This window comes from Thermodesulfovibrio sp. 1176 (assembly GCF_029946585.1).
Lineage (GTDB): Bacteria > Nitrospirota > Thermodesulfovibrionia > Thermodesulfovibrionales > Thermodesulfovibrionaceae > Thermodesulfovibrio.
This window is the reverse complement of sequence record NZ_JARZRZ010000001.1, coordinates 278,706-301,816: the sequence shown is the minus strand read 5'-3', so window position 1 is coordinate 301,816 and position 23,111 is coordinate 278,706. Positions and strand designations below refer to the sequence as shown.

General features: G+C 36.5%; 25 protein-coding genes and 6 tRNA genes. 5 read left to right on the top strand and 26 right to left on the bottom strand.

Annotated elements, in window-relative coordinates:
• Positions 1-3: 3 nt before the first annotated feature.
• The 14 genes from rpoB to QI155_RS01580 all read right to left on the bottom strand — a co-directional run bounded on the left by rpoB (position 4) and on the right by QI155_RS01580 (position 8,743).
• Positions 4-3,942, bottom strand: a complete 3,939-nt coding sequence (rpoB, locus tag QI155_RS01645; protein ID WP_068861118.1) for a DNA-directed RNA polymerase subunit beta — start codon at positions 3,940-3,942, stop codon at positions 4-6.
• Positions 3,943-3,965: 23 nt separating this feature from the next.
• Positions 3,966-4,355 (bottom strand): 50S ribosomal protein L7/L12, encoded by a 390-nt coding sequence (gene rplL, locus QI155_RS01640; protein WP_068861119.1) that lies wholly within the window; start codon positions 4,353-4,355, stop codon positions 3,966-3,968.
• Positions 4,356-4,370: 15 nt separating this feature from the next.
• Entirely contained in the window at positions 4,371-4,898 is a 528-nt protein-coding gene (gene rplJ / locus QI155_RS01635) for a 50S ribosomal protein L10 (protein WP_068861120.1), read from the bottom strand.
• A gap of 138 nt (positions 4,899-5,036) precedes the next feature.
• Complete coding sequence (gene rplA, locus QI155_RS01630) at positions 5,037-5,723, bottom strand: 50S ribosomal protein L1 (RefSeq protein ID WP_068861121.1); 687 nt, start codon at positions 5,721-5,723, stop codon at positions 5,037-5,039.
• Between the two features lie 6 nt (positions 5,724-5,729).
• Entirely contained in the window at positions 5,730-6,158 is a 429-nt protein-coding gene (gene rplK / locus QI155_RS01625) for a 50S ribosomal protein L11 (RefSeq protein ID WP_068861122.1), read from the bottom strand.
• 15 nt (positions 6,159-6,173) lie between these two features.
• Positions 6,174-6,698: a transcription termination/antitermination protein NusG gene (nusG, locus tag QI155_RS01620; RefSeq protein ID WP_281320974.1), complete on the bottom strand. Its 525-nt coding sequence runs from the start codon at positions 6,696-6,698 to the stop codon at positions 6,174-6,176.
• A gap of 4 nt (positions 6,699-6,702) precedes the next feature.
• Complete coding sequence (secE, locus tag QI155_RS01615) at positions 6,703-6,888, bottom strand: preprotein translocase subunit SecE (protein ID WP_068861123.1); 186 nt, start codon at positions 6,886-6,888, stop codon at positions 6,703-6,705.
• A gap of 25 nt (positions 6,889-6,913) precedes the next feature.
• Positions 6,914-6,987 (bottom strand) — tRNA-Trp (locus tag QI155_RS01610).
• A gap of 1 nt (position 6,988) precedes the next feature.
• Positions 6,989-7,141, bottom strand: a complete 153-nt coding sequence (gene rpmG, locus QI155_RS01605) for a 50S ribosomal protein L33 (protein WP_068861124.1) — start codon at positions 7,139-7,141, stop codon at positions 6,989-6,991.
• Positions 7,142-7,144: 3 nt separating this feature from the next.
• A complete protein-coding gene (gene tuf, locus QI155_RS01600) occupies positions 7,145-8,344 on the bottom strand; it encodes an elongation factor Tu (protein ID WP_281320973.1) in 1,200 nt (399 codons plus the stop codon).
• A 48-nt stretch (positions 8,345-8,392) separates the two neighbouring features.
• Positions 8,393-8,465, bottom strand: a tRNA-Thr gene (locus tag QI155_RS01595).
• Between the two features lie 7 nt (positions 8,466-8,472).
• A tRNA-Gly gene (locus QI155_RS01590) sits at positions 8,473-8,544 on the bottom strand.
• A gap of 5 nt (positions 8,545-8,549) precedes the next feature.
• Positions 8,550-8,632, bottom strand: a tRNA-Tyr gene (locus tag QI155_RS01585).
• A 38-nt stretch (positions 8,633-8,670) separates the two neighbouring features.
• Positions 8,671-8,743 (bottom strand) — tRNA-Thr (locus QI155_RS01580).
• A 105-nt stretch (positions 8,744-8,848) separates the two neighbouring features.
• Here QI155_RS01580 and QI155_RS01575 point away from each other — a divergent pair.
• From QI155_RS01575 to QI155_RS01565, 3 genes are all read left to right on the top strand, one after another.
• Positions 8,849-9,250, top strand: a complete 402-nt coding sequence (locus QI155_RS01575; protein ID WP_068860828.1) for a CBS domain-containing protein — start codon at positions 8,849-8,851, stop codon at positions 9,248-9,250.
• A complete protein-coding gene (locus QI155_RS01570) occupies positions 9,251-9,883 on the top strand; it encodes a TIGR00153 family protein (RefSeq protein ID WP_068860826.1) in 633 nt (210 codons plus the stop codon).
• A 65-nt stretch (positions 9,884-9,948) separates the two neighbouring features.
• Positions 9,949-10,884 carry an inorganic phosphate transporter gene (locus tag QI155_RS01565; RefSeq protein WP_068860824.1) on the top strand — a complete coding sequence of 312 codons (936 nt, stop codon included), beginning with the start codon at positions 9,949-9,951 and terminating at the stop codon, positions 10,882-10,884.
• On the opposite strand, the gene QI155_RS01560 is transcribed toward QI155_RS01565, so the two are convergent.
• From QI155_RS01560 to QI155_RS01525, 7 genes are all read right to left on the bottom strand, one after another.
• Positions 10,870-11,310 (bottom strand): hydrogenase maturation protease, encoded by a 441-nt coding sequence (locus QI155_RS01560; RefSeq protein WP_068860822.1) that lies wholly within the window; start codon positions 11,308-11,310, stop codon positions 10,870-10,872. The genes QI155_RS01565 and QI155_RS01560 overlap by 15 nt on opposite strands.
• Before the next feature lie 62 nt (positions 11,311-11,372).
• Positions 11,373-12,842 carry a Ni/Fe hydrogenase subunit alpha gene (locus tag QI155_RS01555; RefSeq protein WP_083200113.1) on the bottom strand — a complete coding sequence of 490 codons (1,470 nt, stop codon included), beginning with the start codon at positions 12,840-12,842 and terminating at the stop codon, positions 11,373-11,375.
• A 54-nt stretch (positions 12,843-12,896) separates the two neighbouring features.
• Positions 12,897-13,853 (bottom strand): F420-nonreducing hydrogenase, encoded by a 957-nt coding sequence (locus QI155_RS01545; RefSeq protein ID WP_068860820.1) that lies wholly within the window; start codon positions 13,851-13,853, stop codon positions 12,897-12,899.
• Positions 13,850-14,272 carry a hydrogenase iron-sulfur subunit gene (locus QI155_RS01540; protein WP_254045465.1) on the bottom strand — a complete coding sequence of 141 codons (423 nt, stop codon included), beginning with the start codon at positions 14,270-14,272 and terminating at the stop codon, positions 13,850-13,852. Before QI155_RS01540 ends, QI155_RS01545 begins: the two co-directional genes overlap by 4 nt.
• Positions 14,268-15,164 (bottom strand): CoB--CoM heterodisulfide reductase iron-sulfur subunit B family protein, encoded by an 897-nt coding sequence (locus tag QI155_RS01535; RefSeq protein WP_068860817.1) that lies wholly within the window; start codon positions 15,162-15,164, stop codon positions 14,268-14,270. Before QI155_RS01535 ends, QI155_RS01540 begins: the two co-directional genes overlap by 5 nt.
• An 11-nt stretch (positions 15,165-15,175) precedes the next feature.
• Positions 15,176-15,712, bottom strand: a complete 537-nt coding sequence (locus QI155_RS01530) for a 4Fe-4S dicluster domain-containing protein (protein WP_068860816.1) — start codon at positions 15,710-15,712, stop codon at positions 15,176-15,178.
• A gap of 23 nt (positions 15,713-15,735) precedes the next feature.
• Positions 15,736-17,736 (bottom strand): CoB--CoM heterodisulfide reductase iron-sulfur subunit A family protein, encoded by a 2,001-nt coding sequence (locus tag QI155_RS01525; RefSeq protein WP_083200112.1) that lies wholly within the window; start codon positions 17,734-17,736, stop codon positions 15,736-15,738.
• Between the two features lie 138 nt (positions 17,737-17,874).
• Here QI155_RS01525 and QI155_RS01520 point away from each other — a divergent pair.
• Positions 17,875-17,957: transfer RNA gene (locus QI155_RS01520), tRNA-Leu, on the top strand.
• A 44-nt stretch (positions 17,958-18,001) separates the two neighbouring features.
• The gene (locus tag QI155_RS01515) at positions 18,002-18,574 is read left to right on the top strand and encodes an NUDIX domain-containing protein (RefSeq protein WP_068860815.1); all 573 of its coding nucleotides are present in this window, start codon (positions 18,002-18,004) and stop codon (positions 18,572-18,574) included.
• Positions 18,575-18,797: 223 nt separating this feature from the next.
• Here the strand turns inward: QI155_RS01515 and ndk are convergent, their stop codons facing one another.
• From ndk to QI155_RS01490, 5 genes are read right to left on the bottom strand one after another with little or no spacing between them, the layout of a single operon-like run.
• Entirely contained in the window at positions 18,798-19,211 is a 414-nt protein-coding gene (gene ndk, locus QI155_RS01510) for a nucleoside-diphosphate kinase (protein ID WP_068860813.1), read from the bottom strand.
• Positions 19,211-20,149, bottom strand: coding sequence for a malate dehydrogenase (gene mdh, locus QI155_RS01505; protein WP_068860812.1), 939 nt, complete (start codon positions 20,147-20,149; stop codon positions 19,211-19,213). Before mdh ends, ndk begins: the two co-directional genes overlap by 1 nt.
• On the bottom strand, positions 20,146-21,060 hold the full coding sequence (fabD, locus tag QI155_RS01500; RefSeq protein WP_068860810.1) for an ACP S-malonyltransferase: 915 nt from the start codon (positions 21,058-21,060) through the stop codon (positions 20,146-20,148). The genes mdh and fabD overlap by 4 nt, the downstream gene beginning before the upstream one ends.
• Positions 21,057-22,238: an FAD-binding protein gene (locus tag QI155_RS01495; protein ID WP_068860808.1), complete on the bottom strand. Its 1,182-nt coding sequence runs from the start codon at positions 22,236-22,238 to the stop codon at positions 21,057-21,059. The genes fabD and QI155_RS01495 overlap by 4 nt, the downstream gene beginning before the upstream one ends.
• On the bottom strand, positions 22,229-23,011 hold the full coding sequence (locus QI155_RS01490) for an electron transfer flavoprotein subunit beta/FixA family protein (protein ID WP_068860806.1): 783 nt from the start codon (positions 23,009-23,011) through the stop codon (positions 22,229-22,231). Before QI155_RS01490 ends, QI155_RS01495 begins: the two co-directional genes overlap by 10 nt.
• Between the last annotated feature and the right edge of the window lie 100 nt (positions 23,012-23,111).

The following is a 23,111-nucleotide window of genomic DNA, read 5'->3' as shown; positions in this document are numbered from 1 at the left end:
GGTTTATCCCCCCAATTTTTTCTTTTTCTCCAGAAGCTCTACATCAAGGCAGAGACTCTGGAGTTCTTTTATCAATACATTAAATGATTCTGGAACTCCTGGTTCTAAAACAGGATGTCCCTTTACTATTGCTTCGTACATTCTTGTTCTACCCGTTATATCATCACTCTTTACAGTTAGAAATTCTTGCAATGTATAAGCAGCTCCATAGGCTTCCAATGCCCAAACTTCCATTTCTCCAAGTCTCTGACCTCCAAATTGGGCTTTACCACCAAGGGGCTGTTGAGTAACTAAGGAGTAAGGACCTATAGAACGAGCATGAATTTTATCGGCAACAAGATGATGAAGCTTAAGCATATACATATAACCTACTGTAACAGGTCTTTCAAAGGGCTCCCCTGTTCTTCCATCATATAATGTTACCTGTCCTGTAGTAGGCAAATTAGCTTTCTGAAGAAGTTGTTTTATTTCATTTTCTTTCACTCCCTCGAAAACAGGGCTTGCTACATAGAAACCTAAGGCTTTAGCAGCTAAACCAAGATGAGTTTCCAAAATCTGTCCTACATTCATTCTTGAAGGAACACCTAATGGGTTAAGTACTATGTCAACAGGTGTACCATCTTCAAGATAGGGCATATCCTCTTCTGGTAGTATCATAGAGACTACACCTTTGTTTCCATGTCGTCCTGCCATTTTATCGCCTACCTGAATTTTTCTCTTCATTGCAATATAAACCTTTACAAGCTGATTAACTCCTGGTGGAAGCTCATCTCCCTTACGAATTCTTTCAATTTTTTCACTATATTTAGCATGAATCTGCTTAATATTTTGCTCAACTTCTCTGTTAACTCTGTTTATCTCCGCCTTTACATCAGGGTCTTCAACTTTTATTTTCATTAATTGGTTTACATCAAGTAGATTGGCAACTTTATCTGAAATTTTCTCTCCCTTTTTACATAAAACTTTTCCATCCTTAGGATTTTTTACATCTTCTAAGACAACTTTATCTTTGAGAATTTTTCTTATTCTGCTTGCTTTGGTCTCCTTAAGTATTCTTATTTCATCATCTCTATCTCTCTCTATGGCTTTAATTTCTTCTTCTTCAATTGCCTTTGCTCTTCTACTTTTTTCCTTTCCTTTTCTTGTTAAAATTTTTACATCTATAACAACACCTTCAATTCCAGGGGGCACATAAAGACAGCTTTCTTTAACATCTTCAGCTTTTTCTCCAAAAATTGCATAAAGTAATTTTTCCTCTGGAGTGAGAACCCTTTCTCCCTTTGGAGTAACTTTACCTACAAGAATATCTCCTGCCTTTACTTTAGCTCCAATTCTTATAATTCCATCTTCATCAAGATTTTTAAGAAGCTCTTCATTTACATTTGGAATTTCTCTTGTTATCTCCTCAGGTCCAAGCTTTGTGTCTCTGCATTCAACTTCAAATTCATCTATATGAATAGAAGTATAAACATCTTCTTTTACTAATCTCTCACTGATAAGAATAGCATCTTCAAAGTTATAACCACCCCATGGCATAAAAGCAACAAGGACATTTCTTCCTAAAGCAAGCTCTCCTTTATCCATAGAAGGCCCATCAGCTAAAATAGTGCCTCTTTCAACAAACTGTCCAACTTTTACAATAGGTTTTTGAGTCATGCATGTTCCTTGATTAGATTTGTGGTATTTGATTAATTTATAAATGTCAACACCACCACCTTCTTCTGTGACTCTAACTACAATTCTTGTGGCATCAACACTTTCAACAATTCCAGCTCTTTTTGCAACGACAAGCCAGCCAGAATCTCTTGCTGCATATAATTCCATACCAGTACCTACTATTGGAGCCTCTGTCTGTATTAGAGGAACAGCCTGTCTCTGCATGTTAGAACCCATCAAGGCTCTGTTAGCATCATCATTTTCAAGAAATGGGATTAGAGAAGCTGATACACTGACAATCTGTTTTGGTGATACATCCATGTACTGAACTTCCTGGGGAGAAACCATTTTAAAGTCTCCCTTTACCCGTGCAGAAACAGACTCACCAATTATATTTCCCTCTGAATCCACAGGCGTTGTAGCTTCTGCAATAACATAATTTTCGCTTTCAAGGGCACTTAAATAATGAACTTCATTGGTTACTTTACCATCAACAACTTTTCTATAAGGTGATTCTATGAAACCATAATCATTTATTCTTGCATAGGTTGCCAATGATGTTATAAGTCCAATGTTCGGACCTTCTGGAGTTTCAATAGGACAAATTCTTCCATAATGGGTTGGATGAACATCTCTTACTTCAAAACCAGCTCTTTCACGAGTTAATCCTCCAGGACCAAGGGCGCTTAATCTTCTTTTATGGGTAATCTCACTCAATGGATTAGTCTGATCCATAAACTGACTCAACTGGCTTGAGCTAAAAAACTCCTTTACAGCTGCCATAACAGGTTTTGTATTTATAAGGTCGTGGGGCATAGCATTTTCTATTTCAGTAATTGTCATTTTTTCTCTTATAGCCCTCTCCATTCTAACCAATCCAATTCTGAATTGATTTTCAAGTAACTCACCAACACCTCTTACTCTCCTATTACCAAGATGGTCTATATCATCAATTTCACCTTTACCTGTTCTAAGATTAAGTAAGTATTTTACTATTTCTATGATATCTCTATCAGTAAGAACTCTCACATCAAGAGGAATATCTAATCCCAATTTTTGATTTAGCTTCAATCTTCCCACTACTGATAAATCATATCTTTTAGGATCAAAAAATAATCCGTAGAAAAGCTCCTCAGCAGCTTCTTCTGTTGCTGGCTCACCGGGTCTTAATTTTTTATAAATTTCTCTTAATGCATGGGACTTATTTTCTACTTTATCTGTAAGAAGGGTTTCTCTAAGTGAAGGGAGATAGTTAACATTGTCAATGAAAAGTAGATGAAGTTTTTCTATTTTAGCTGCTAATATTCTATAGAAAGCCTCCTCTGTAATCTCTTTATTGCTGTCTATGATAACTTCACCTGTTTCTGGATCAACTATATCTGAAAGAGTTATTCGTCCGATTATTTCACTTTTTGAAATAGGAATCTCAGTTATTCCCATTTCTTTCATTTTCTTAAGAGCATATTTTGTAATTTTACTACCCTCTTTAACAAGAAGGTCTTTGCCATCAGGGCTATATATATCAGTCTTTGTTCTTATTCCTGCAAGAATGTCGCTTACTACTCTTGTGTATGTGTTTTCATCTTTAATTCTTATTTCTTCTATTGGATAAAATGTTTTAAGTAAATCTTCATTTGTATACCCCAGAGCCTTTAAAACAATTGTGGCTGGTAATTTTTTTCTTTTATCAATTCGAACATAGAGAAGGTCCTTAGAGTCAAATTCAAAATCAAGCCAAGACCCTCTAACAGGTATAACTCTTGCTGTGTATAAAAATCTTCCGCTTATCCTGCTTTTACTCTTATCAGGAGCAAAATAAACACCAGGAGAACGATGTAATTGGCTTACAACAACTCTTTCTACACCATTTATGATAAAGCTACCTGTCTCTGTCATCATCGGGAGATCGCCAAGAAATACTTCCTGTTCTCTTGATTCCTTGAGAAACTTATTACCCTCTTCATCTTTGTCCCATATATTCAACCTTACTTTCATTTTTATTGGAACTGAATAAGTAAGTCCCTTAACCATACATTCATGAGGAGTAAGCTTAGGTTCTCCTACTGTATAAGATAAAAATTCAATTGTAGTAGTTCCATTATAATCACTAATTGGAAAAACACTTTGTAAAGCAGATTGAAGTCCCATTTCTATTCTGTCATCGGGATGAACATCCTTTTGAAGAAAATTTTCAAAAGATTTTCTTTGAAATTCAAGAAGATAAGGTACCTCCACAAGGGGAGGTACCTTTCCAAAGTTTATTCTCTCTCTTAAAGGCTTTATCATGGTTCTCCTTCTTTTTAAATTTTTTACTGTATTTCTACAGTTGCACCTTCTGCTTCAAGTTTTGACTTGATTGTTTCAGCTTCCTCTTTAGATACACCTGTTTTTACTGGTTTCGGAGCACCATCAACTAAATCTTTAGCTTCCTTAAGTCCTAATCCTGTAAGTTCTCTTACAACCTTGATTACCTGAATTTTCTTGTCTCCAGCTGCCTTTAAAATTACATCAAAACTTGTTTTTTCTTCAACTGCTGGTGCTGCTTGAGCCGCTGCTGGTGCACCCGCTACTGCTGCGACTGCAACAGGTGCTGCAGCTGTTACGCCATATCTTTCTTCGAATTCTTTAATAAACTGGCTTAACTCTAAAATGGTAAGATTATCAAAAAATTGAAAAACCTCTTCTTTTGTAATTGCCATTATTCCTTCCTCCCTTTATTGTGCTTTTTTATTTTTTAATGCTTCTAATGCGTAAAGTAATTTCAAATTAACTGCCTGAAGTGCAGATGCCATCTTGTTAAGTGGTGATATAATACCACCAGCAAGCATACCAAGCAGTACAGATTTTGAAGGTAACTTTGAAATTTCTTTAAGTTCTTCAGGAGAATATACTTTGCCCTCAACTACACCATGTTTTAATTTAAATTTCTCATTCTTTTCAGAATATTCAATTGTTTTTTTGACAGCAACAACAGGATCATCATATCCAAAAACAACTCCTGTACATCCCTTTAAAGAGTCTTTTAAATTTTCTTTAAAGGGGGCATCTCCCAAGGCTATCCTGAAAAGAGTGTTCTTACATACCTTGTACTCTGCTCCACTTTCTTTCATTAAATGTCTTAACTCAGATATTTCAGCAACAGAAAGTCCTTGAAAATCAGTCAAAATAAATGATTTGGATTTTGATAGCCTTGCAACAAGTTCTTCAACTCTTTTTTTCTTTGTTTCTTTTGTGGTACTCAGATTATACCTCCTTTCTTGGACAGCAGTGCATTTGAAGGAATATAAATCATCTTATCTCCCAATCTCGGCAGGCGGCTTCCCCATTAAGCCCCTATGGCACCTGCTGTCTCAGATTATTATTAACAGGCAAAGCCTGTTTTAAAGTTTCAATTTAGATATGTCTATCTTCAAGCCCGGTCCCATAGTTGAAGATAAAGCAACTTTCTTAATATATTTACCCTTTGATGTTGGTGGTTTAGCTTTAACAATTGATTTCAAAACAGCAATTGCATTTTCAACAAGTTTTTCAGTTTCAAAGGAAAGCTTACCAATTGGGACATGAACAACACCGCCTTTATCATTTCTGTATTCAATTTTTCCTGCCTTTGCTTCTTTAACTGCTTTGGCAATATCAAAGGTAACTGTACCAAGTTTAGGATTTGGCATTAAACCCCTTGGACCCAAAATTTTTCCAAGCTTACCAACTTGTCCCATCATATCAGGAGTTGCAATAGTTCTATCAAATTCAAGCCAACCCTTTTGAATTTTCTCTATTAAATCTTCTGCTCCAATATAATCAGCACCTGCTTCTCTTGCTTCTTTTTCTTTTTCACCCTTAGCAAAAACCAAAACTCTTACTTCCTTACCTGTTCCATGAGGTAAAACTACACTATTTCTTACAACCTGATCTGATTTTCTCGGATCAATTCCTAAGTTTATTGCCATCTCAACTGTTTCATTAAATTTTGTAAAACTGTTTTCCTTTAAAATATTAATTGCTTCTTCTAATGTATATTCTTTTTGTAAATCAAGTTTTTCTTTAACTGCTTCCAATTTCTTTCCCATCTGTTTTTACCCCCTTATCTCAACACCCATACTTTTTGCTGTACCAATTACCATTTTCATTGCTGATTCTAAGGATTTTGTATTTAAATCTGGTAATTTTGTTTTTGCAATCTCTTCAACCTGTTTCATTGTTAAAGAACCTACCTTTTCCTTACCTGTTGCGCCAGAACCCTTTATAATTCCAGCAGCCTTTTTAATAAGTTCACTTGTAGGAGGTGTTTTTAGTATAAAAGTAAAAGTCCTATCTTTGTAGATAGTCAATACAACAGGAATGAGAGTATCACCCATGTTTTGCGTTTGTGCATTAAACTGTTTACAAAATTCCATAATATTAATACCGTGGGGACCGAGTGCTGGTCCAACAGGTGGTGCAGGGTTTGCTTTACCTGCAGGAATGACAAGTTTTACCTGTGCTGTTACTTCCTTTTTTGCCATAAATTTATTCCTCCTTTAAACCTTTTCAACCTGTGAAAAAGAGAGTTCTACAGGTGTTTGTCTACCAAATATACTTACCATCACTTTTATCCTTTCATGTTCAGAGTCAACTTCATCTATAAAGCCCGTAAAGTTTGTAAATGGACCGTCAATAATTCTAACTGTTTCTCCTTTTTCAAAATGAGCTTTTATCTGTGGTGCCTTGCCTTTTTCTAATTGTTGCAAAATCATCTCTACTTCTTCTTCAGGAATAGGTGCAGGCTTCTTGCCTCCTATAAATCCTGTTACTCTTTGAGTAGTTCGAACAAGATGCCATGTATCTTCATTAAGCTCCATTTCTACTAAAATATAACCAGGATAAAACTTCTTTTCTGATTCTTTCTTTTTTTTTCCTTTTACCTCAATAATTTTTTCCGTAGGAATAAGTATTCTTGAAATTTTATCTTCCAATCCTTTTGTTTTTGCTCTCTCTTGAATAGATGATTTAACCTTTTCTTCAAATCCTGACATTGTATGAATTACATACCACTGTTTTGCCATTCCATCACCCAATAAACATGCTTATAAATCTTGATAATACAAAATCTATTAATCCAAGAAAAAAGGAAATTATAATAACTGTTACAATAACAACCCATGTAGAAGCTACTATTTCATCCTTTTTGGGATAATTAACCTTTTTTGCTTCTATTTTTACCTCTTGGAAAAAATTTTTAATTTTCCCTATCATTTTTCACCTCAAAAAATATACAAAACAGGCCAGGAGGGATTCGAACCCCCATCCCCCGGATTTGGAGTCCGGTGCTCTAGCCGTTAGAGCTACTGGCCTATTAAGCTTTTGTTTCTTTATGTACAGTATGCTTTTTACAAAATTTACAATATTTTCTTAACTGTAATTTATCTGGTGTAGTCTTCTTATTTTTTGTTGTAGAATAATTCTTAGATTTACAATCAGTACACTGAAGCAGTATAATGTCTCTCATATTTTACTCCAACACCTCTGTAACTACACCTGCTCCTACTGTCCTTCCACCTTCCCTTATAGCAAACCTTAATCCCTCTTCCATCGCTATCGGCGCTATCAACTCTACACTCAAATTCACATTGTCTCCAGGCATTACCATCTCTACCCCATCAGGTAACTTTATCACTCCTGTTACATCCGTTGTCCTAAAATAAAACTGTGGCCTATATCCATTGAAAAAAGGTGTATGCCTCCCACCTTCCTCCTTCGTCAATACATATACCTCTGCCTTAAACTTTGTATGCGGTGTTATACTCCCAGGCTTTGCTAATACCATCCCTCTCTCTACTTCATCCTTACCTATTCCCCTTAACAGCACTCCTATGTTGTCTCCTGCCCTTCCTTCATCCAGTATCTTCCTAAACATCTCTACTCCTGTTGCCACTGTCTTCCTCGTCTCCCTCAACCCCACTATCTCTACTTCATCTCCTACCTTTATTATTCCCCTCTCTACTCTCCCTGTTACTACTGTTCCCCTTCCAGATATGCTAAATACATCCTCTATAGGCATCAAAAATGGCTTGTCTATAGGCCTTTCTGGCTCAGGTATATAACTGTCTAATGCATCAAGTAATTCCTGTATCGACTTATACTCCTCTGCATTAGGATCATTACTGCTACTCTCCAATGCCTTCAATGCTGAACCCCTCACTACTGGTATCTCATCCCCAGGAAATCCATACTTGCTCAATAACTCCCTTACCTCAAGCTCTACTAAATCCAATAACTCAGGATCATCTACCATGTCAACCTTATTCATAAATACTACTATATATGGTACTCCTACCTGCCTGGCTAATAATATATGCTCCCTCGTCTGCGGCATCGGTCCATCATTGGCTGCAACTACCAATATAGCACCATCCATCTGCGCAGCACCTGTTATCATGTTCTTGATATAGTCCGCATGACCAGGACAGTCTACATGCGCATAATGACGCTTATCTGTCTCATACTCTACATGTGCTGTGTTTATCGTTATCCCTCTCGCCTTCTCCTCTGGTGCATTGTCTATTTGGTCATAACTCTTATACTGTGCCATTCCCTTTAAATTCAAATACTTCGTTATCGATGCTGTCAATGTGGTCTTTCCATGATCAATATGCCCAATTGTGCCTACGTTTACATGGGGCTTCTTCCTCTCAAATTTTGCCTTTCCCATCTCTTCCTCCTTTAATTTCTCCTAAAACTTTTATTTAGCATTTCCCAAAGCCCATGACCGGGATCGAACCGGTGACCTCGTCCTTACCAAGGACGTGCTCTGCCGACTGAGCTACATGGGCATAAAAAAGCGGGAAACGGGATTTGAACCCGCGACCCTCAGCTTGGAAGGCTGACGCTCTACCGCTGAGCTATTCCCGCAAATATGGAGGGGGAAGGATTCGAACCTTCGTAGGCTGACGCCAACAGGTTTACAGCCTGTCCCCTTTGGCCACTCGGGTACCCCTCCGAATGTAATATTATAATTTTTTCTTTTCAAGTAATTCAAGCCACCGAAGGGATTCGAACCCCCGACCCGCTGATTACAAATCAGCTGCTCTACCCGCTGAGCTACGGTGGCACTCTATAACTTTAACTTTATAATATAAGAACTTTTAAAGTTTATTGTCAACTTTTATAAAAAACTGTATAATATTTTAACAAAAATATTAACTGGAGGTAAAGAATGAATACTAAAGTAAAGGAAATAATGAACATTAAACTGGAAACAATAAAACCAGATGCATCTGTTTATGATGCTATTGAAAAACTTGTTGACAAAAGAATGAGATCTTTAATTGTACTTCCCAAAAATGAAAATGATGTATATGGAGTTATTACAGTAAGAGATATTGTTTTTAAAGTAATTGCCAAAAATTTAGATCCTAAAAAAATTAAAATTGAAGAAATCGCATCAAAACCTGTTATAAGTATTGATAAAGAAACCGAGCTTGAACATCTTATAAGATTGATGGAAAAATTCAATATTGCGAGAGTCTTTGTTCACGAAGGAAAAGAGATTATAGGAGTTGTATCTCTTTTAGATGTCTTATCAGCTTCTTTAGTAGCAAAAGCAAGGAGCAAGTAAATGTTTGACAAAATTATATCAAGTGGTAAATTAGAAAAAAAGGTTATTGAAAGTATTAAAATTCATTTAAAAACCCTTTGTTCTGCTGCAGAATGCTTTAGACAGGCTATCTCATCAGCAGATAAAGAGTCTACATTCTGTGTAGCCCAACTTGAAAGAGAAGCAGATACAATCAGAAGAGAAATAATAACAACAATTCATCAGGGAGCCTTTCTTCCATTTATAAGACCTAATATATGCAGATTCATAGAGATTGTTGACGAAGCCTTTGATACCTTAGAAGACGCAGCCTTTGAATTTAGATATGTTAATAATGAACTTTTCAAGATAATAGAACCTGAATGTTCAAGAATTGCAAAAATTAATTCTGAAATGTGTGAAATACTTTCATTAGCCTTTGAGGCATTAATAGACAAAGGAGATCTTAAAGAAAAAAATTTAGCAATAAGAATATGCGAAAAACAGATTGATGACCTGAAATTTGATATTATAGAAAAATTAAGAAAAATAGAAATTCAGAACTTCTGGGATGGCAAAATTATTAGCGACTTTGTGGATTATTTAACAAGATTAAGCGATTTATTAGAAGATGCCAGTGATTACCTTTATATAATTGAAATAAGCCTAAAATAAAAAATTACATTCTCTCAGACACTTTGTGTCTTTAAATTAAAAAAAATTATATTACAGGAACAGAAATGATAGAAATTGCAGTTGCCACGAGTTTTTTAATTGCCTTCGGTATAGGCTCCAATGATGCTTCAAATGCTCTTAGTATCTGTGTAGGTGCAGGAATAATCAGACTCAGAAGAGCTATTCTGCTTTTTGGTGGTCTTGTATTTCTTGGAATAATGCTTCAGGGAAGTCAGGTAATGAAAACAGTTGGCAAAAATCTTGTAGATGTAAATATTACAATTATTATAGTTGCTATGACTGTGTCTGCATCTTTAATAATATTCTCAAACTGGCGCAAACTTCCGCTTTCAACTCATCAGGTTATAATTGGAAGCCTAATTGGTTCTGCTCTGGCAGCAGGTGTTAATGTAAATTTTAATTCATTCTTAAAAATCGTTATTTCCTGGGTAATATCTCCCTTTGTAGCCGTCGGATTTTCCTATTTGTTTTATAAAATTATCGAAAAAATCCTTTCAAAGTTTTCATTCTTTCAGATTGAAAAAATTCTGAGAATTCTATTGCTTTTAAGTGGCTTTTTAATTTCCTACAATACAGGTGCAAATGAACTTGCAACTGTGCTCGGACCTGTCATTCATTCTAATATTGGAATAGATAAAATTTATTTATTCTTAATTGGTTCACTCATGGTTTTTATGGGTGCAATTCTATTAAGTCACCGGGTTATTGAAACTGTTGGAAAAGGTATAACAACATTAGACCCCTTTTCAGGCTTTGCTGCTCAGTTTGGTGCAGGATGTTGTGTTTTATTTTTTACCTTCTTGGGAATGCCTATTTCCACTACTTATTGCATAATAGGTGGAATTACAGGCGTTGGTCTTACAAAGGGAATTAAAACAGTGAAATTATCTCTTCTAAGAAAAATTGCCTTAAATTTTATAACTACACCTTCAATTGCCTTTGTTATCTCTTATATTGTTCTTAAACTAATTTATTCCTAAATATTCCTTTATCTTGGCTACAGCTTCTGGAATTGCGGACTCTACTTTCGGAGTTAACTGTCTACTTAAAGTTTCAACATTCTCAACTTCAATACCAATGATTTTTATTTCCTTTGGCATTTCATCAGGAAAAAGAGAGTAGCCAATTCTCAATATTTCAAAAACTGAAAGATTATGAGTTCCGCTTGCATATATATTTCCCCAATAATCAGTGTTAAATTCTAAGATACTTCCAGGCTCAGCCCCTGATTTAACTCCATCAACAATTACTGCTTTATCATAACCAAGGATTGAATCAATAATTTGAAAACTTATGTTTAAAAGTGAGACAGTGTCAACAACTCCGTCAAGATACTCTATAATTTTAAGTCCTACACCATCATCAGTAAAATTAGGATTTCCAATACCAACAACTATTTTTTTCATTTTACCCCATAAGAATTAATAATAAGATAGCGGGGGACAAAGCCCCCGCTTGAAAGATTGTTTTAGGTTATTTCAAAATTTCTAAGACTTTTTACAAGTTCACCATGGTGGTCAATGATATCAATTCTTACTGGAATTCTTCCAGGAAGTGTATGAGTTGAACAGGCAAAGCAGAGGTCGTAAGGTCTATAGGCAATTTCAACAAGATTAAGAATTCCTTCATCAACCTTACCATTCTTAATGAAGTTTTGCGCTGCCCTCTTTACTGCTATATTCATTGGACCTTTGTTGTGAGTTGTTGCAACAATTAGGTTTGCATCGGTAACTATACCTTTATCATCTGTTTTATAATGATGGATCAATACACCTCTTGCTGCTTCAACAATTCCAACTCCCTCACCAACTGGAGTTCCAAGCTCCTGACGAACATTAGGATCAGTAATACTTTCATCAGATGCTATCTGTTTTACTTTCTCTGCTGCATGCATAAGCTCTATTGCTCTTGCCCAGTGATAGGCAAGTGTATTGTGAACAGGTTTTCCACCAAATGCAGCAACCATCTTTTCGTAGGCTTCTTGTGCCAAAGGAGTGTCAAAACCACTTGCAACATTAAATCTTGGGAGAGGTCCTACACTGTAAATACTTGTTCCATCTCCATCAACAAGACCTGTCCAGCCAATTTTCTTTAAATAAGGAGCTTTCTGATAACTCCATGGTAAAGTTCTCTCAGCAATATAATCGAGATACTGTATTCCCTTAAATCTACCTATTTCGTTTCCTTTGGTATCAACGATTTTTTGTGTTCCATCGTAATAGGTAACTTTATCGTTTTCATCAACTGTTCCTATGTAATTTGTTACTACTTTGTATACATCTCCTGTCACAAGAGCCATATATTCTTTGTTTTGTAATACAACCTTATCAAAAACATCTAAGGTTAATTTTGCAAGTTCAATACAATCATCAGCACATTTAAGAATCTCCTGTCTTTCTTCTTCTGTAATTCTCTTTGCCCAGCCACCTGGCAGTGCTGTAACTGGATGGCTTGTTCTTCCACCAGTTATTTCAAAAATTCTAACTGCTGAAAATCTTTTCTTTAAAACAAGTTTACCAACATCTGCACCTACTTTTAAAATCAGACCTATAAGGTTTCTTTCAGCAGGTGAAGCTGTTGGACCACAAACAAAATCTGGAAAACCAAGGGCATAAAGAATTCCTGTATGATCTTCTACATAATGGGCATTATAAAAAAGTTCTCTAATTTTCTTTGCTGTTGGAGTTGGTTCAACCCCATAAACTCCGTCTGCAGCCTTCACTGAGGCTGTATAATGTACACCCCTTCAAACTCCGCAAATTGTTTGAACTGTTCTGGGAACCTCTTCAATAGGCATTCCAATAAGAAATTTTTCATAACCCATAAACTCAACTACTTGTAAGAATGCATTTTCAACATTTCCTTGTTCATCAAGGAATATAGTTATTTTTCCGTGGCCTTCAAGCCTTGTCATCGGATTAATTTCAATTTTCTTCATTCCCTTTCCCCCCTTCTGGGTTATTTTTTTTATTATATCTATCAAGCCCATTTTTTATCTCTTTATTTTTTTGCCAAGGAAAGAACTCGGTAATGTATATCTATAAAACAGATGTACTGGATCAGGAATCTGGTCAACAAGCTCTTCATTGTCAAGCATACTTGCAATAGCACTTATAGCTCTTAAACCAAAATCTTTTACTCCTGGAATTGGTCCACCACATCCTCTACATGGTACATTTGCAGAAGGACATTTTGATCCACAGTCTCCCTGAGTTACAGGACCGAGACAGAGATATCCTTCTTCAAGAAGACAGCCATCTTCACTTGGGGGTCCGTCAATGGTTCTTTTTACTGTAGTCGCGAATTTCTTTGACTTACCCTGTAAAACAGGATTTCTATTACAGACCTCACATACTGCTTTGCCCATAGTAATCCATGAACCTGAAGGTGGAAGCTGACCTGAAAGTAATGCCATAAATGCCTTTCCTATATGTTCATGATAGGGAGGGCATCCACCTACATAATAATCTACCTTTACAACTTGATCAAGAGGTCTTGCATCCATTAAGGAAGGTAAGGTTAATTCATACTTCCCATCAACAACAACAGTTGTCTGAGGAAGTATTTTTTCTGGATTGTCTGTACTAAATGTGTTTATATATGCTTTATCAAGTAATTGCTCTGTAGTATGTAAGTTTACAAGTCCCTTGATTCCACCACAGGATGCACATATTCCAAAAGCTATGAGAACTTTACATTTTTGTCTCATTACCTTTACTATATGTTCATGTTCAGAGTTTCTTACATTACCAGAAACTAATCCTACATCAATTGAACCATCAGGCATTGCTTCAAGATCTTTATATTTTGCGTCTGCCACTGTTGGTGCCCAAAATACTATATCTAATTGTAAAGCAACATCTACCAATGTCTCAGACAAATCTACAACCGCAATATCACAACCACCGCAACCACCAGCAAGATAGTATGCAAGTTTAGGTTTGCTCATTGTGCTCCTCCTTTCAATGGATTTGGTCCAAGTTCTCTAATTTTAGCATCAAAAGCTGTCATAGATTCAGCAAACTTCTTTCCTTCACTTCCTGAAATCCATTCAAGCTGAATTCTATCTGGTTCTACTCCAAGCTCTGTAGCAACTCTTTTAAAGAGATTAAACCTTCTTATAGCTTTGTAATTACCTTCTTTGTAATGACAGTCACCAAAGTGGCACCCACCTATAAAAACTCCGTCTGCCCCTCTTATAAGGGCCTCTGCTATAAATTCTGGTTCCACTCTTCCACTACAGGGCACTCTTACTATATGCACTGTAGGAGGATAACTATAACGAAGACTTCCTGCCAGGTCTGCCCCTGCATATGTACACCAATGGCAGGCAATAACAATAAGCCTTGGCTCCCATGCCATCTTAATTCCCTCCTTTTATCTTAGTTATTACTCCATTCAAAGGTATGCTTGCCATAGCAGTTGCTTTTTCCACCTCTGCTCCTAATGCTATGGCTGTAAGCTGTGCGAGATGAAGAGCTGGAATTTTATAATTAAGCTTTTTCTGCTCTATAAGAAGTGCCTGACCAGCATCAAACTGAAGAAGACAGGAACTACAGCCTATTACAGCTAAATCCGGATCAAGTTCTTCTTTTATAACATCGAGTTTCTTTTTGAAAAGGGCAAGAGATTTTTCAGGTGCATTTGATCTTAAAGCACCCATTCCACAGCAGTCTGTTATTGTGCTATAGTGGGGGGCAACTCCTCCCATTATTTCACAAATTTCTCTTAATCTCTTTGGGAAAAAGGTGTTATCCTCTCCTGATGGAAATGCTTTGCTTGGCCAAAGATTGTGACATCCTGTCTGAACAGCACATTTTAAACCATTTAGGTTATATTTTATTTTCTGTTTTAATGTATCAAGTCCTATTTTTTCATAAATAAAATTAATAACATTCCACACCTTTACAGTTCCATCATATTTTCTTCCTACCTTTGCTAAAATCTTGTCAACTTGCTCTTTAATTTCAGGATGTTTTTTAAGATAGTAATTAGCCTCATTTTGAACTCCATAACAGGAACCGCAACCTGTAAGCATATCTACACCTTTTTCTTCTGCAATACTTAAATTCCATGCTGAGGCAACTGCCCATTCTAATAGCCCTAATGATGGCATTGTTCCATAGGCAGGACAACAGGTTGCACCTTCTAATTCTACAATTTCAACTCCTAACTCTTTTAAAAGAAACCTCATTGAATACTCTATATCTGGCCTATTAAAAGGTATGTTACATCCAAGAAAAATTCCTATTTTTTGCATTTCTTTCCTCCTTAATCAAGTGGGAATGGTGCTATTTCTTCCAGGATTGTCTGTCTTAACAATTCCTGGTACTTTTTTCTAAATTCATCAAAACTTAATGCTGTTGGTGGTTTCTCTGGCAATCCTACTTTCTTTCTTCTTTCTTCAAATCCCTTTGGAAATACTGCATGTCCAAATCTGTAAAGATTTCTTAATCCTTCATATGTATTTGCAGGACATGCTTCAACCTTTACTGCAGCTCTTCTTACTGCCTGAATTACTTCGTATGGTTTTATATCCATTGGACATATCTCAACACATCTGTTACAGGACTGGCAGCCCCAAACTGAAGAGTCCTCAAGTAAAATATCTCTTAAACCTAAATTAGCAGCATGAACTATTCTTTTAATAAAAAATTCTAATCCTGCTAATGCCATTGGGCATGTAGCTCCACATTTTCCGCACTGTATACATTCTCTAAGCTCATCAGCTCCCAAAGCTATGAGTTCTTTTACAAAACTTTCATCGCCCTGTGTAAGGTCAATTACATTTACGCCACCCTCTTCCATATTTATCCTCCTTTATTTTATTTTTAAGCTTCTGTTAATGCTTCAATCTGTGCCATAATCTGGTCGGTTGTAAATCCATGGAATGTAATAGCTCTTGATGGACATGCAGATGCACAGACACCACAACCAGCACAGAGCGCTGGTTCTATGTATGCTTTTTCTTTTCCTTTGTATTCTACTATTCTTATAGCTGTGTAAGGACAAAGAGGAACACAAACACCGCAACTACTACATTTATCCCTGTCTACCTCTGAAATAATAGCTTCAAACTTAATCTTTCCAGGTATTACAAGTGCTGCTGTAGCTGATGCTGCTGCACGGGCTTGTGCTATTGACTCTGGAATGTCCTTTGGTCCCTGAACACATCCTGCAATAAACACACCTCTTGCTTGAGTCTCGACAGGATATAGTTTTGTATGGACCTCTCTTAAGAAACCTTCTCTACCGCATGTAGCAGTAAACATGCTTCCCAATTCTTCAACTCCATCAGGTGGCTCAATAGCTGTTGCAAGAACGACAAGATCAGCTTCAAGCTCAACAGGTGAGCAAAGGTCAACATCAAATCCTCTTACTCTTAATTTTCCATTCGGTTTTACATCAACTGATGAAACTCTTCCTCCTCTAATTATCTTTGCGCCAAGCTCTCTTGTATAAACATAGAATTCTTCAAAATCTTTACCTGCTGTTCTTACATCTATAAAGAATAGATAAAGTTTAATGTCTGGATATTTTTCTTTAAGGATTCTTGCATGCTTAAGCATATACATACAACAAACTTTTGAACAGTAAGGATGATATCTCTCATCTCTGCTTCCAACACAAGAAATCATAGCAATTGTCTTTGGTTTTGTTCCATCTGATGGTCTCTTTAATTCACCACCAGTTGGTCCTGTTGCAGAGAGTATCCTTTCAAATTCCATAGAGGTTATAACATCTGGGCTGTGAGGAGAATATTCTTTGAAGTAATGTTTAGGCATTGGCTTGAATCCAGTGGCAATTATAACTGCTCCTACTCTAATATTCATATATTCATCTTTATCATCAAATTTTATGGCATCTGCTGGACATCCCTGTATTCCTTTTGGTGGAATACCTTTTTTACATATTTCACAAGCGGGTTTACCTGTCTTTTTTATTGATTTGAAGTATAAACAATTTGGTTCATCTATAACTGCCTTTTTTGGAACAGCCTGTGGATACTCTATATAAGCTGCTCTTCTCTGATCTAAACCGAAATTATATTCATTTGGAACTCTTGCTGGACATATTTCAGTACACACACCACAGCCTATACACTTATCCCAATCAATATATTTTGCCTTTTTCTTTATACGGATATCGAAATTACCTACGTATCCTTTAACATCATCTACTTCTGCATAGGTAATAAGTTCAATATTTGGATGCTGGGCGACCTCGCCCGTCTTAGGTGTGAGTATTCAAGCAGAGCAATCCATTGTTGGGAAGGTTTTGTCAATTTTTGACATATTCCCACCAATGGATGGCTGTTTTTCAACAAGATATACTTTAAGACCCATATTTGCAAGATCTAAAGCTGCAAACATACCTGCAATACCACCGCCTATAACTAAAACTGATTTTTCCATGTCTTCATAACGATCTTCAAGAGGTTCATTAAGTCTTACTTTGGCTATAGCACTTTTTAAAAGTCTTTTTGCTTTTTCAAGTGCTCCTTCTTTGTTATGCCAGTGTGGCCAGCTATCCTGATCTCTAATATTTGCCATTTCAAAAAGATAACCATTGAGTCCTGCGTCCTCAATGGCTTTTTTAAATATAGGACCGTGAGTTCTTGGAGTACATGCTGCAACTACTACACGGTCTACATTACCACTTTTGATATCCTGTTTAATTATATCTTGGCCAGGATCGGAGCACATAAATACATAATTTTTTACTACAGCTACATCTGGTAGAGTTTCTACATACTTTTTAAGCTCTTCAATGTCAATGGCGCCCTTGATGTTTTCTCCACAGTGACACAGATAAACCCCTACTTTTGCCATTTTAAGCCCTCCTTTGAATGGATTTTTAAATGTGGTTTACCCTTTTTACCATTTTTTGAAAAATTTGTCAAGAGGTATTTTTCAGTATTTACAACATGTTGATTTTTTTTAATTTTTTATGCTATCGTTTTTTTCATAGCCGGTGTGGTGGAACGGCAGACGCGGCGGACTCAAAATCCGCTGGGAGCAATCCCGTGTGGGTTCAAATCCCACCACCGGCATTTAAATACAGTTTCCTCTCTATCAAAATTGATTATGGGGTGAAATGGAAGAATTTTTAGAAGTTGTAGATAAGGATGGACGTATCATATCAATAGCACCAAGAAGTATTATCCATGGAAATCCTTCAATGCTTCATAGAGTTGTCCATATATTGGTTTTTAATTCAAAGGGAGAAATTCTTTTACAAAAAAGATCTAATAATAAAGATGTTGCACCTGGTAAGTGGGATACCTCAGTTGGTGGGCATATAATGCCCGGAGAAGATATAGTAAACGCAGCTAAAAGGGAAATGTATGAAGAACTTGGTGTGGAAGCACAAAATCTTCAATTTTTGTATACCTATATACATTCAAATAATTACGAAAGTGAACTTGTTTACACTTACTGGACAGTTCATGAAGGTCCTTTTAATTTTAATCGGGAAGAAATCGAAGAAGTCTCTTTTTGGAGCATAGAAAAAATAAACAATGCTCTAAGTTTAGGACTTTTTAGTGATAATTTCAAACAAGAGTTTTTCAGATATATACATACTTTTGCCAATACTCCATTTTGGTTTAATAACTTTATATCAAAAATAAATGGGGCTCCTTCCATGAAAGAGACCCCTAATTTTTAAACCCAAATTACGCAAATATATGTAGAGTAATTTGGGGCTTCGCCCCAAATCCCAAATTCGAGATCACCCAAAAGGTGAATTAAAATAAGGAAAAATCTCAAAGGGGCTTTGCTCCTTTAAAACCTCCAAAAAATAAAAACAAACTTTTTTAAAAGGGAGTTTGAGGGACTTTGTCCCTCAAAGATTTATCAATATTAACCTGAATTACCTTGCGTAATTCAGGTTAAAGAATTTCTAAAGCTGAAAAGAAATAAGGAATTTCATAGGAAGCTGACTGAGGTGAATCAGAGCCATGTACTGCATTCCTTTCAATGTTTTCTGCAAAATCCTTTCTTATTGTTCCCTCTTCTGCTTGAGCAGGATTTGTTGCTCCCATAATTTTTCTAACTTTTGCTATTGCATCCTCACCCTCTAAAACCATTACAACACAGGGACCCTCAGACATAAAATCTGTAAGAGATTCGTAAAAGGGTCTATCTTTGTGAACAACATAAAATCCCATTGCCTGTTCCTTTGTCATCTTGAGCTTTTTAAGGGCTGCAACTCTTAAACCATTCTTCTCAAATCTTGAAATTATCTCTCCGATAAGGTTTTTCTTTACTGCATCTGGTTTAATTATAACTAATGTTTTTTCCATTATATCTTTCCCTCCTCCTTAAGAATTTTAATCATGTTGTTTACCTCTTCTGTAGAATTTGCAAAGGCTTGTTTTTCTTCATCTGTAAGCTCAATCTCAATTATTTTTTCAAGTCCCTGTCTTCCAAGAATAACAGGAACACCATTGAATACATCCTTTGCTCCATATTCACCATCAAGATAAACAGAACATGGAAGAATTCTTTTTTCATCAAGAATTATTGCTTTAACCATTTCAAAGGTTGACTGAGCTGGAGCATAATAGGCAGAGCCTGTTTTAAGAAGAGATACAATTTCAGCACCACCTTCGCGTGTACGTTGAACAAGGGCTTCTATTTTTTCCTTTGAAAGCCATTTTGAAAGAGGAATTCCCTTTACGGTGGTAAATCTTACAAGAGGAACCATATAAAGTCCATGACCACCAAGAACAAGGGTTTCAATGTCCTTAGGTGCAACTCCAAGCTCCATTGATATAAATGTTTTGAACCTTGATGAGTCAAGAATACCTCCCATTCCAAGAACTCTTTGTCTCCCCACTTTGGATATTGCAAGAGTTAAATAAGCCATTACATCCATTGGATTCGTGACTACTATATAAATTGCATCTGGGCATTGAGGTGCGAGCTTTTTTACAATACCTCCTACAATATCTGCATTAGCCATCAATAAATCCTTTCTTCTCATACCAGGTTTTCTTGCTAATCCAGCTGTAATTACAACAATGTCAGAGCCAGCAAGGTCATCAAGATTGTTTGTTCCTATGATATTTGCTTTGATTCCCAATACTGCGGTATTTTGTAAGATGTCAAGGGCTTTACCCTGTGGCATTCCTTCTACAATGTCAAAGATTACGACATCACATAAACCACTATTTACAACAAATAAAGCAAGGGTAGCTCCAACATTTCCTGCTCCTACAATACCTATTTTTTTTCTCATTTTGATTCCTCCTTAATTTTTTCTATATCACCCAAATTTTCCACATTTAAAACTTTAACAGAAGAGTCAATTCTTCTTATAAGACCTGAAAGCACCTTATTAGGACCAATTTCAATGAACGTGTCAACTCCCTTTGAAATCATGTATTTTACACAATCCTGCCATCTTACAGGACTATAAAGCTGTCTTATTAAGGCATTCATAATATCCTGGGGATCATGAATTTCCTCTGCAAGTGCATTACTTACAATAGGAATTTTTGAATTATTAAATTTAAAGCCCTTCAAATACTCCTCAAACTCCTTTGCCACTTCTTTCATAAGCATACAATGGGAAGGAATACTTACCTGAAGAGGAACAACCTTTTTAGCACCTTTTTGTTTTGCGAGCTCAGAAGCCCTTTTAACCCCCTCTGCTTCCCCAGATATGACAATCTGTCCAGGACAATTAAGATTTGCAAGGTCAACATAAAAATCAGTAATACTCTTACAAATTTCTTTCAGAGTATCTTCATCAAGCCCTAAAACTGCAGCCATTGCACCTTTGCCCTCTGGTTGAGCCTTCTGCATAAGTTGTCCTCTTTTCCTTGTAATCTTTACTGCATCTTCAAAAGAAAAAACCTCTCCGCATAAAGCTGAGGTGTATTCTCCAAGAGAATGTCCAGCGGTATAAGAGGGCATTATTGATTCTGAAAGAACTTCCCTTAGCAATGCATAGGAGATGGTAAGTATGGCTGGTTGAGTATTTTCTGTTTTATTTAACTCAGCATCAGGTCCTTCAAAACACAACTTTGCTATGTCAAAACCAACGATATTACTTGCTTTTTCAAACAAATCCTTTGCACAATCAATCAAATCCTTACCCATTCCAACATACTGAGAACCCTGACCTGGAAAAACAAAAGCTATCATTCAGAAACTCCTTCTTTGAGTTTTTTTATCATTAAAGGTATTATTTCCTTTAAATCACCAACAATTCCATAGGTTGCCACATTAAATATGGGTGCATTTGGATCCTTATTTATTGCAACAATTATATCAGATGATTGCATTCCTACAAGATGTTGAACTGCACCTGAAATACCACAGGCAATATAAAGTTTTGGACATACTGTTTTACCTGTCTGTCCTACCTGATGGGCATAGGGAATCCATCCTTCGTCAACTGCTGCACGGGAAGCTCCAACAGTTCCACCAAGAAGATTTGCAAGTTCCCATAGCAAAGTGAAATTCTCTGGCGAACCAAGTCCTCTACCGCCTGATACTATAACTTTTGCATCCTGTAAATTTACTTTACAGAAGGAGCTATCGTGAATCCTTTCAAGAATTTTTACTCTTCCTTTAGATTCAAGGGGTTCAATTTTTATTATTTCACCTTTTTTATTTGGAGCATACTCACCCCTTTTCATAACACGAGGCCTTACTGTTGCAATTTGGGGTCTGCTTGTTGGAGAAACAATTGTTGCCATAATATTTCCTCCAAAGGCTGGACGAATCTGAAGAAGATTTCCTGTTTCTTTATCAATTTCAAGCCCTGTACAGTCTGCTGTTAACCCTACCCTTAATCTTGCAGCAACTCTTGGTATAAAAGAACGACCTATGGCAGTTGCACCTGCAAGAAGAATTTCAGGCTTGTGTTGATTTATCAAGTTTACAAGTGTTTTAGCATATAATTCATCATCTAAATAACCATACTGAGATGCATCTGTATAGTAAACTTTGTCAGCACCCCATTTAATAAGCTCCTCTACTTCTGGGGATTCTCCAAATAAGACAGCAGAAAGCTCTGTTTGAAGTTCATGAGCAAGCTTTCTTCCAATGCCAAGTAATTCATAGGCTACAGAAGCTATCCTGCCCTGTGATTGTTCAGCAAAGATCCACACACCTCTGAAATTTTCCTCTTTTTCTCCCTCTCTTGCTCTTTCGTCAATTATTGCAGACTCTGGACAGCTCTCTACACAGGCACCACAAAGGGTGCAGGCTTCTGTAATGAAAGCTTTATCTTCTTTGATTATTATTGCACCAAAGGGACATAGATTTAAACAGTTTCCACATCCTGTACATTTTTCTATGTCAATTCTTATAAGCATCCTAACCTCCTTAACTCCTTAAGAAGTGTATTGACCTGCTCTTCAGGTGTTCCTTCAAGAATTCTACGTTCACCTCTTGGTGGAGGTGCGAATATGTTTTTGACCATTGTGGGCGAACCCTTAAGTCCTATTTTGTCTTCTTCTGCTTCAATATCATCGGCATTCCATCTTGGAATAACTGCTTTTTTTGCTGCCATTTTACCTCTTATTGAAGGTGGACGAGGGTTGTTTAACTCCTTTACAACAGTTATCAATGCTGGTAGGGAAAGCCATATTTTTTCATAACAGTCATCCATAAGTCTTTCAATAATCATTTCTGAAGGTTCTATTTTATCAATTCTTCTTACATAGGAAACATGAGGAATATCAAGAAATTCAGCCATTTCCGGTCCTACTTGTGCAGTGTCTCCATCAATTGCCTGTTTCCCGCAAATTATTAAATCAAAACCTATCTTTTTTGCTGCAAGGGAAAGGGTATAAGCAGTTGCCCATGTATCAGCTCCAGCAAACCGTCTGTCTGTAAGTAAAACAGCATCATCAACTCCCATTGATATTGCCTCCCTTAGTACCTCCTCTGCCTGTGGCGGCCCCATTGTTATAACTGTAACCTTACCTGAAGTGGCTTCTTTAATCTGAAGTGCTGCCTCTACAGCATGCAAATCATAGGGATTCATTATACTTGGAACACCTTCTCTTATAAGAGTGTTTGTTTTGGGATCAATTCTTACTTCTGTAACATCTGGAACCTGTTTGACGCAAACTATAATTCTCATTATAACCTCCAACCATTTTTTGGCAGAAAACCCTCTGCCTGAAAATTTGTAAATTTAAATTATACTTTATAAACAAAAACTTATTCAAATCATATTGATT

Excerpts from the sequence above, each read along its gene's own strand:
- rpoB (WP_068861118.1), bottom strand. The coding sequence starts at position 3,942 with ATGATAAAGCCTTTAAGAGAGAGAATAAACTTTGGAAAGGTACCTCCC.
- rplL (WP_068861119.1), bottom strand. The coding sequence starts at position 4,355 with ATGGCAATTACAAAAGAAGAGGTTTTTCAATTTTTTGATAATCTTACC.
- rplA (WP_068861121.1), bottom strand. The coding sequence starts at position 5,723 with ATGGGAAAGAAATTGGAAGCAGTTAAAGAAAAACTTGATTTACAAAAA.
- rplK (WP_068861122.1), bottom strand. The coding sequence starts at position 6,158 with ATGGCAAAAAAGGAAGTAACAGCACAGGTAAAACTTGTCATTCCTGCA.
- nusG (WP_281320974.1), bottom strand. The coding sequence starts at position 6,698 with ATGGCAAAACAGTGGTATGTAATTCATACAATGTCAGGATTTGAAGAA.
- secE (WP_068861123.1), bottom strand. The coding sequence starts at position 6,888 with ATGATAGGGAAAATTAAAAATTTTTTCCAAGAGGTAAAAATAGAAGCA.
- rpmG (WP_068861124.1), bottom strand. The coding sequence starts at position 7,141 with ATGAGAGACATTATACTGCTTCAGTGTACTGATTGTAAATCTAAGAAT.
- tuf (WP_281320973.1), bottom strand. The coding sequence starts at position 8,344 with ATGGGAAAGGCAAAATTTGAGAGGAAGAAGCCCCATGTAAACGTAGGC.
- QI155_RS01575 (WP_068860828.1), top strand. The coding sequence starts at position 8,849 with ATGAATACTAAAGTAAAGGAAATAATGAACATTAAACTGGAAACAATA.
- QI155_RS01570 (WP_068860826.1), top strand. The coding sequence starts at position 9,251 with ATGTTTGACAAAATTATATCAAGTGGTAAATTAGAAAAAAAGGTTATT.
- QI155_RS01565 (WP_068860824.1), top strand. The coding sequence starts at position 9,949 with ATGATAGAAATTGCAGTTGCCACGAGTTTTTTAATTGCCTTCGGTATA.
- QI155_RS01560 (WP_068860822.1), bottom strand. The coding sequence starts at position 11,310 with ATGAAAAAAATAGTTGTTGGTATTGGAAATCCTAATTTTACTGATGAT.
- QI155_RS01545 (WP_068860820.1), bottom strand. The coding sequence starts at position 13,853 with ATGAGCAAACCTAAACTTGCATACTATCTTGCTGGTGGTTGCGGTGGT.
- QI155_RS01535 (WP_068860817.1), bottom strand. The coding sequence starts at position 15,164 with ATGCAAAAAATAGGAATTTTTCTTGGATGTAACATACCTTTTAATAGG.
- QI155_RS01530 (WP_068860816.1), bottom strand. The coding sequence starts at position 15,712 with ATGGAAGAGGGTGGCGTAAATGTAATTGACCTTACACAGGGCGATGAA.
- QI155_RS01515 (WP_068860815.1), top strand. The coding sequence starts at position 18,002 with ATGGAAGAATTTTTAGAAGTTGTAGATAAGGATGGACGTATCATATCA.
- ndk (WP_068860813.1), bottom strand. The coding sequence starts at position 19,211 with ATGGAAAAAACATTAGTTATAATTAAACCAGATGCAGTAAAGAAAAAC.
- mdh (WP_068860812.1), bottom strand. The coding sequence starts at position 20,149 with ATGAGAAAAAAAATAGGTATTGTAGGAGCAGGAAATGTTGGAGCTACC.
- fabD (WP_068860810.1), bottom strand. The coding sequence starts at position 21,060 with ATGATAGCTTTTGTTTTTCCAGGTCAGGGTTCTCAGTATGTTGGAATG.
- QI155_RS01495 (WP_068860808.1), bottom strand. The coding sequence starts at position 22,238 with ATGCTTATAAGAATTGACATAGAAAAATGTACAGGATGTGGAAACTGT.
- QI155_RS01490 (WP_068860806.1), bottom strand. The coding sequence starts at position 23,011 with ATGAGAATTATAGTTTGCGTCAAACAGGTTCCAGATGTTACAGAAGTA.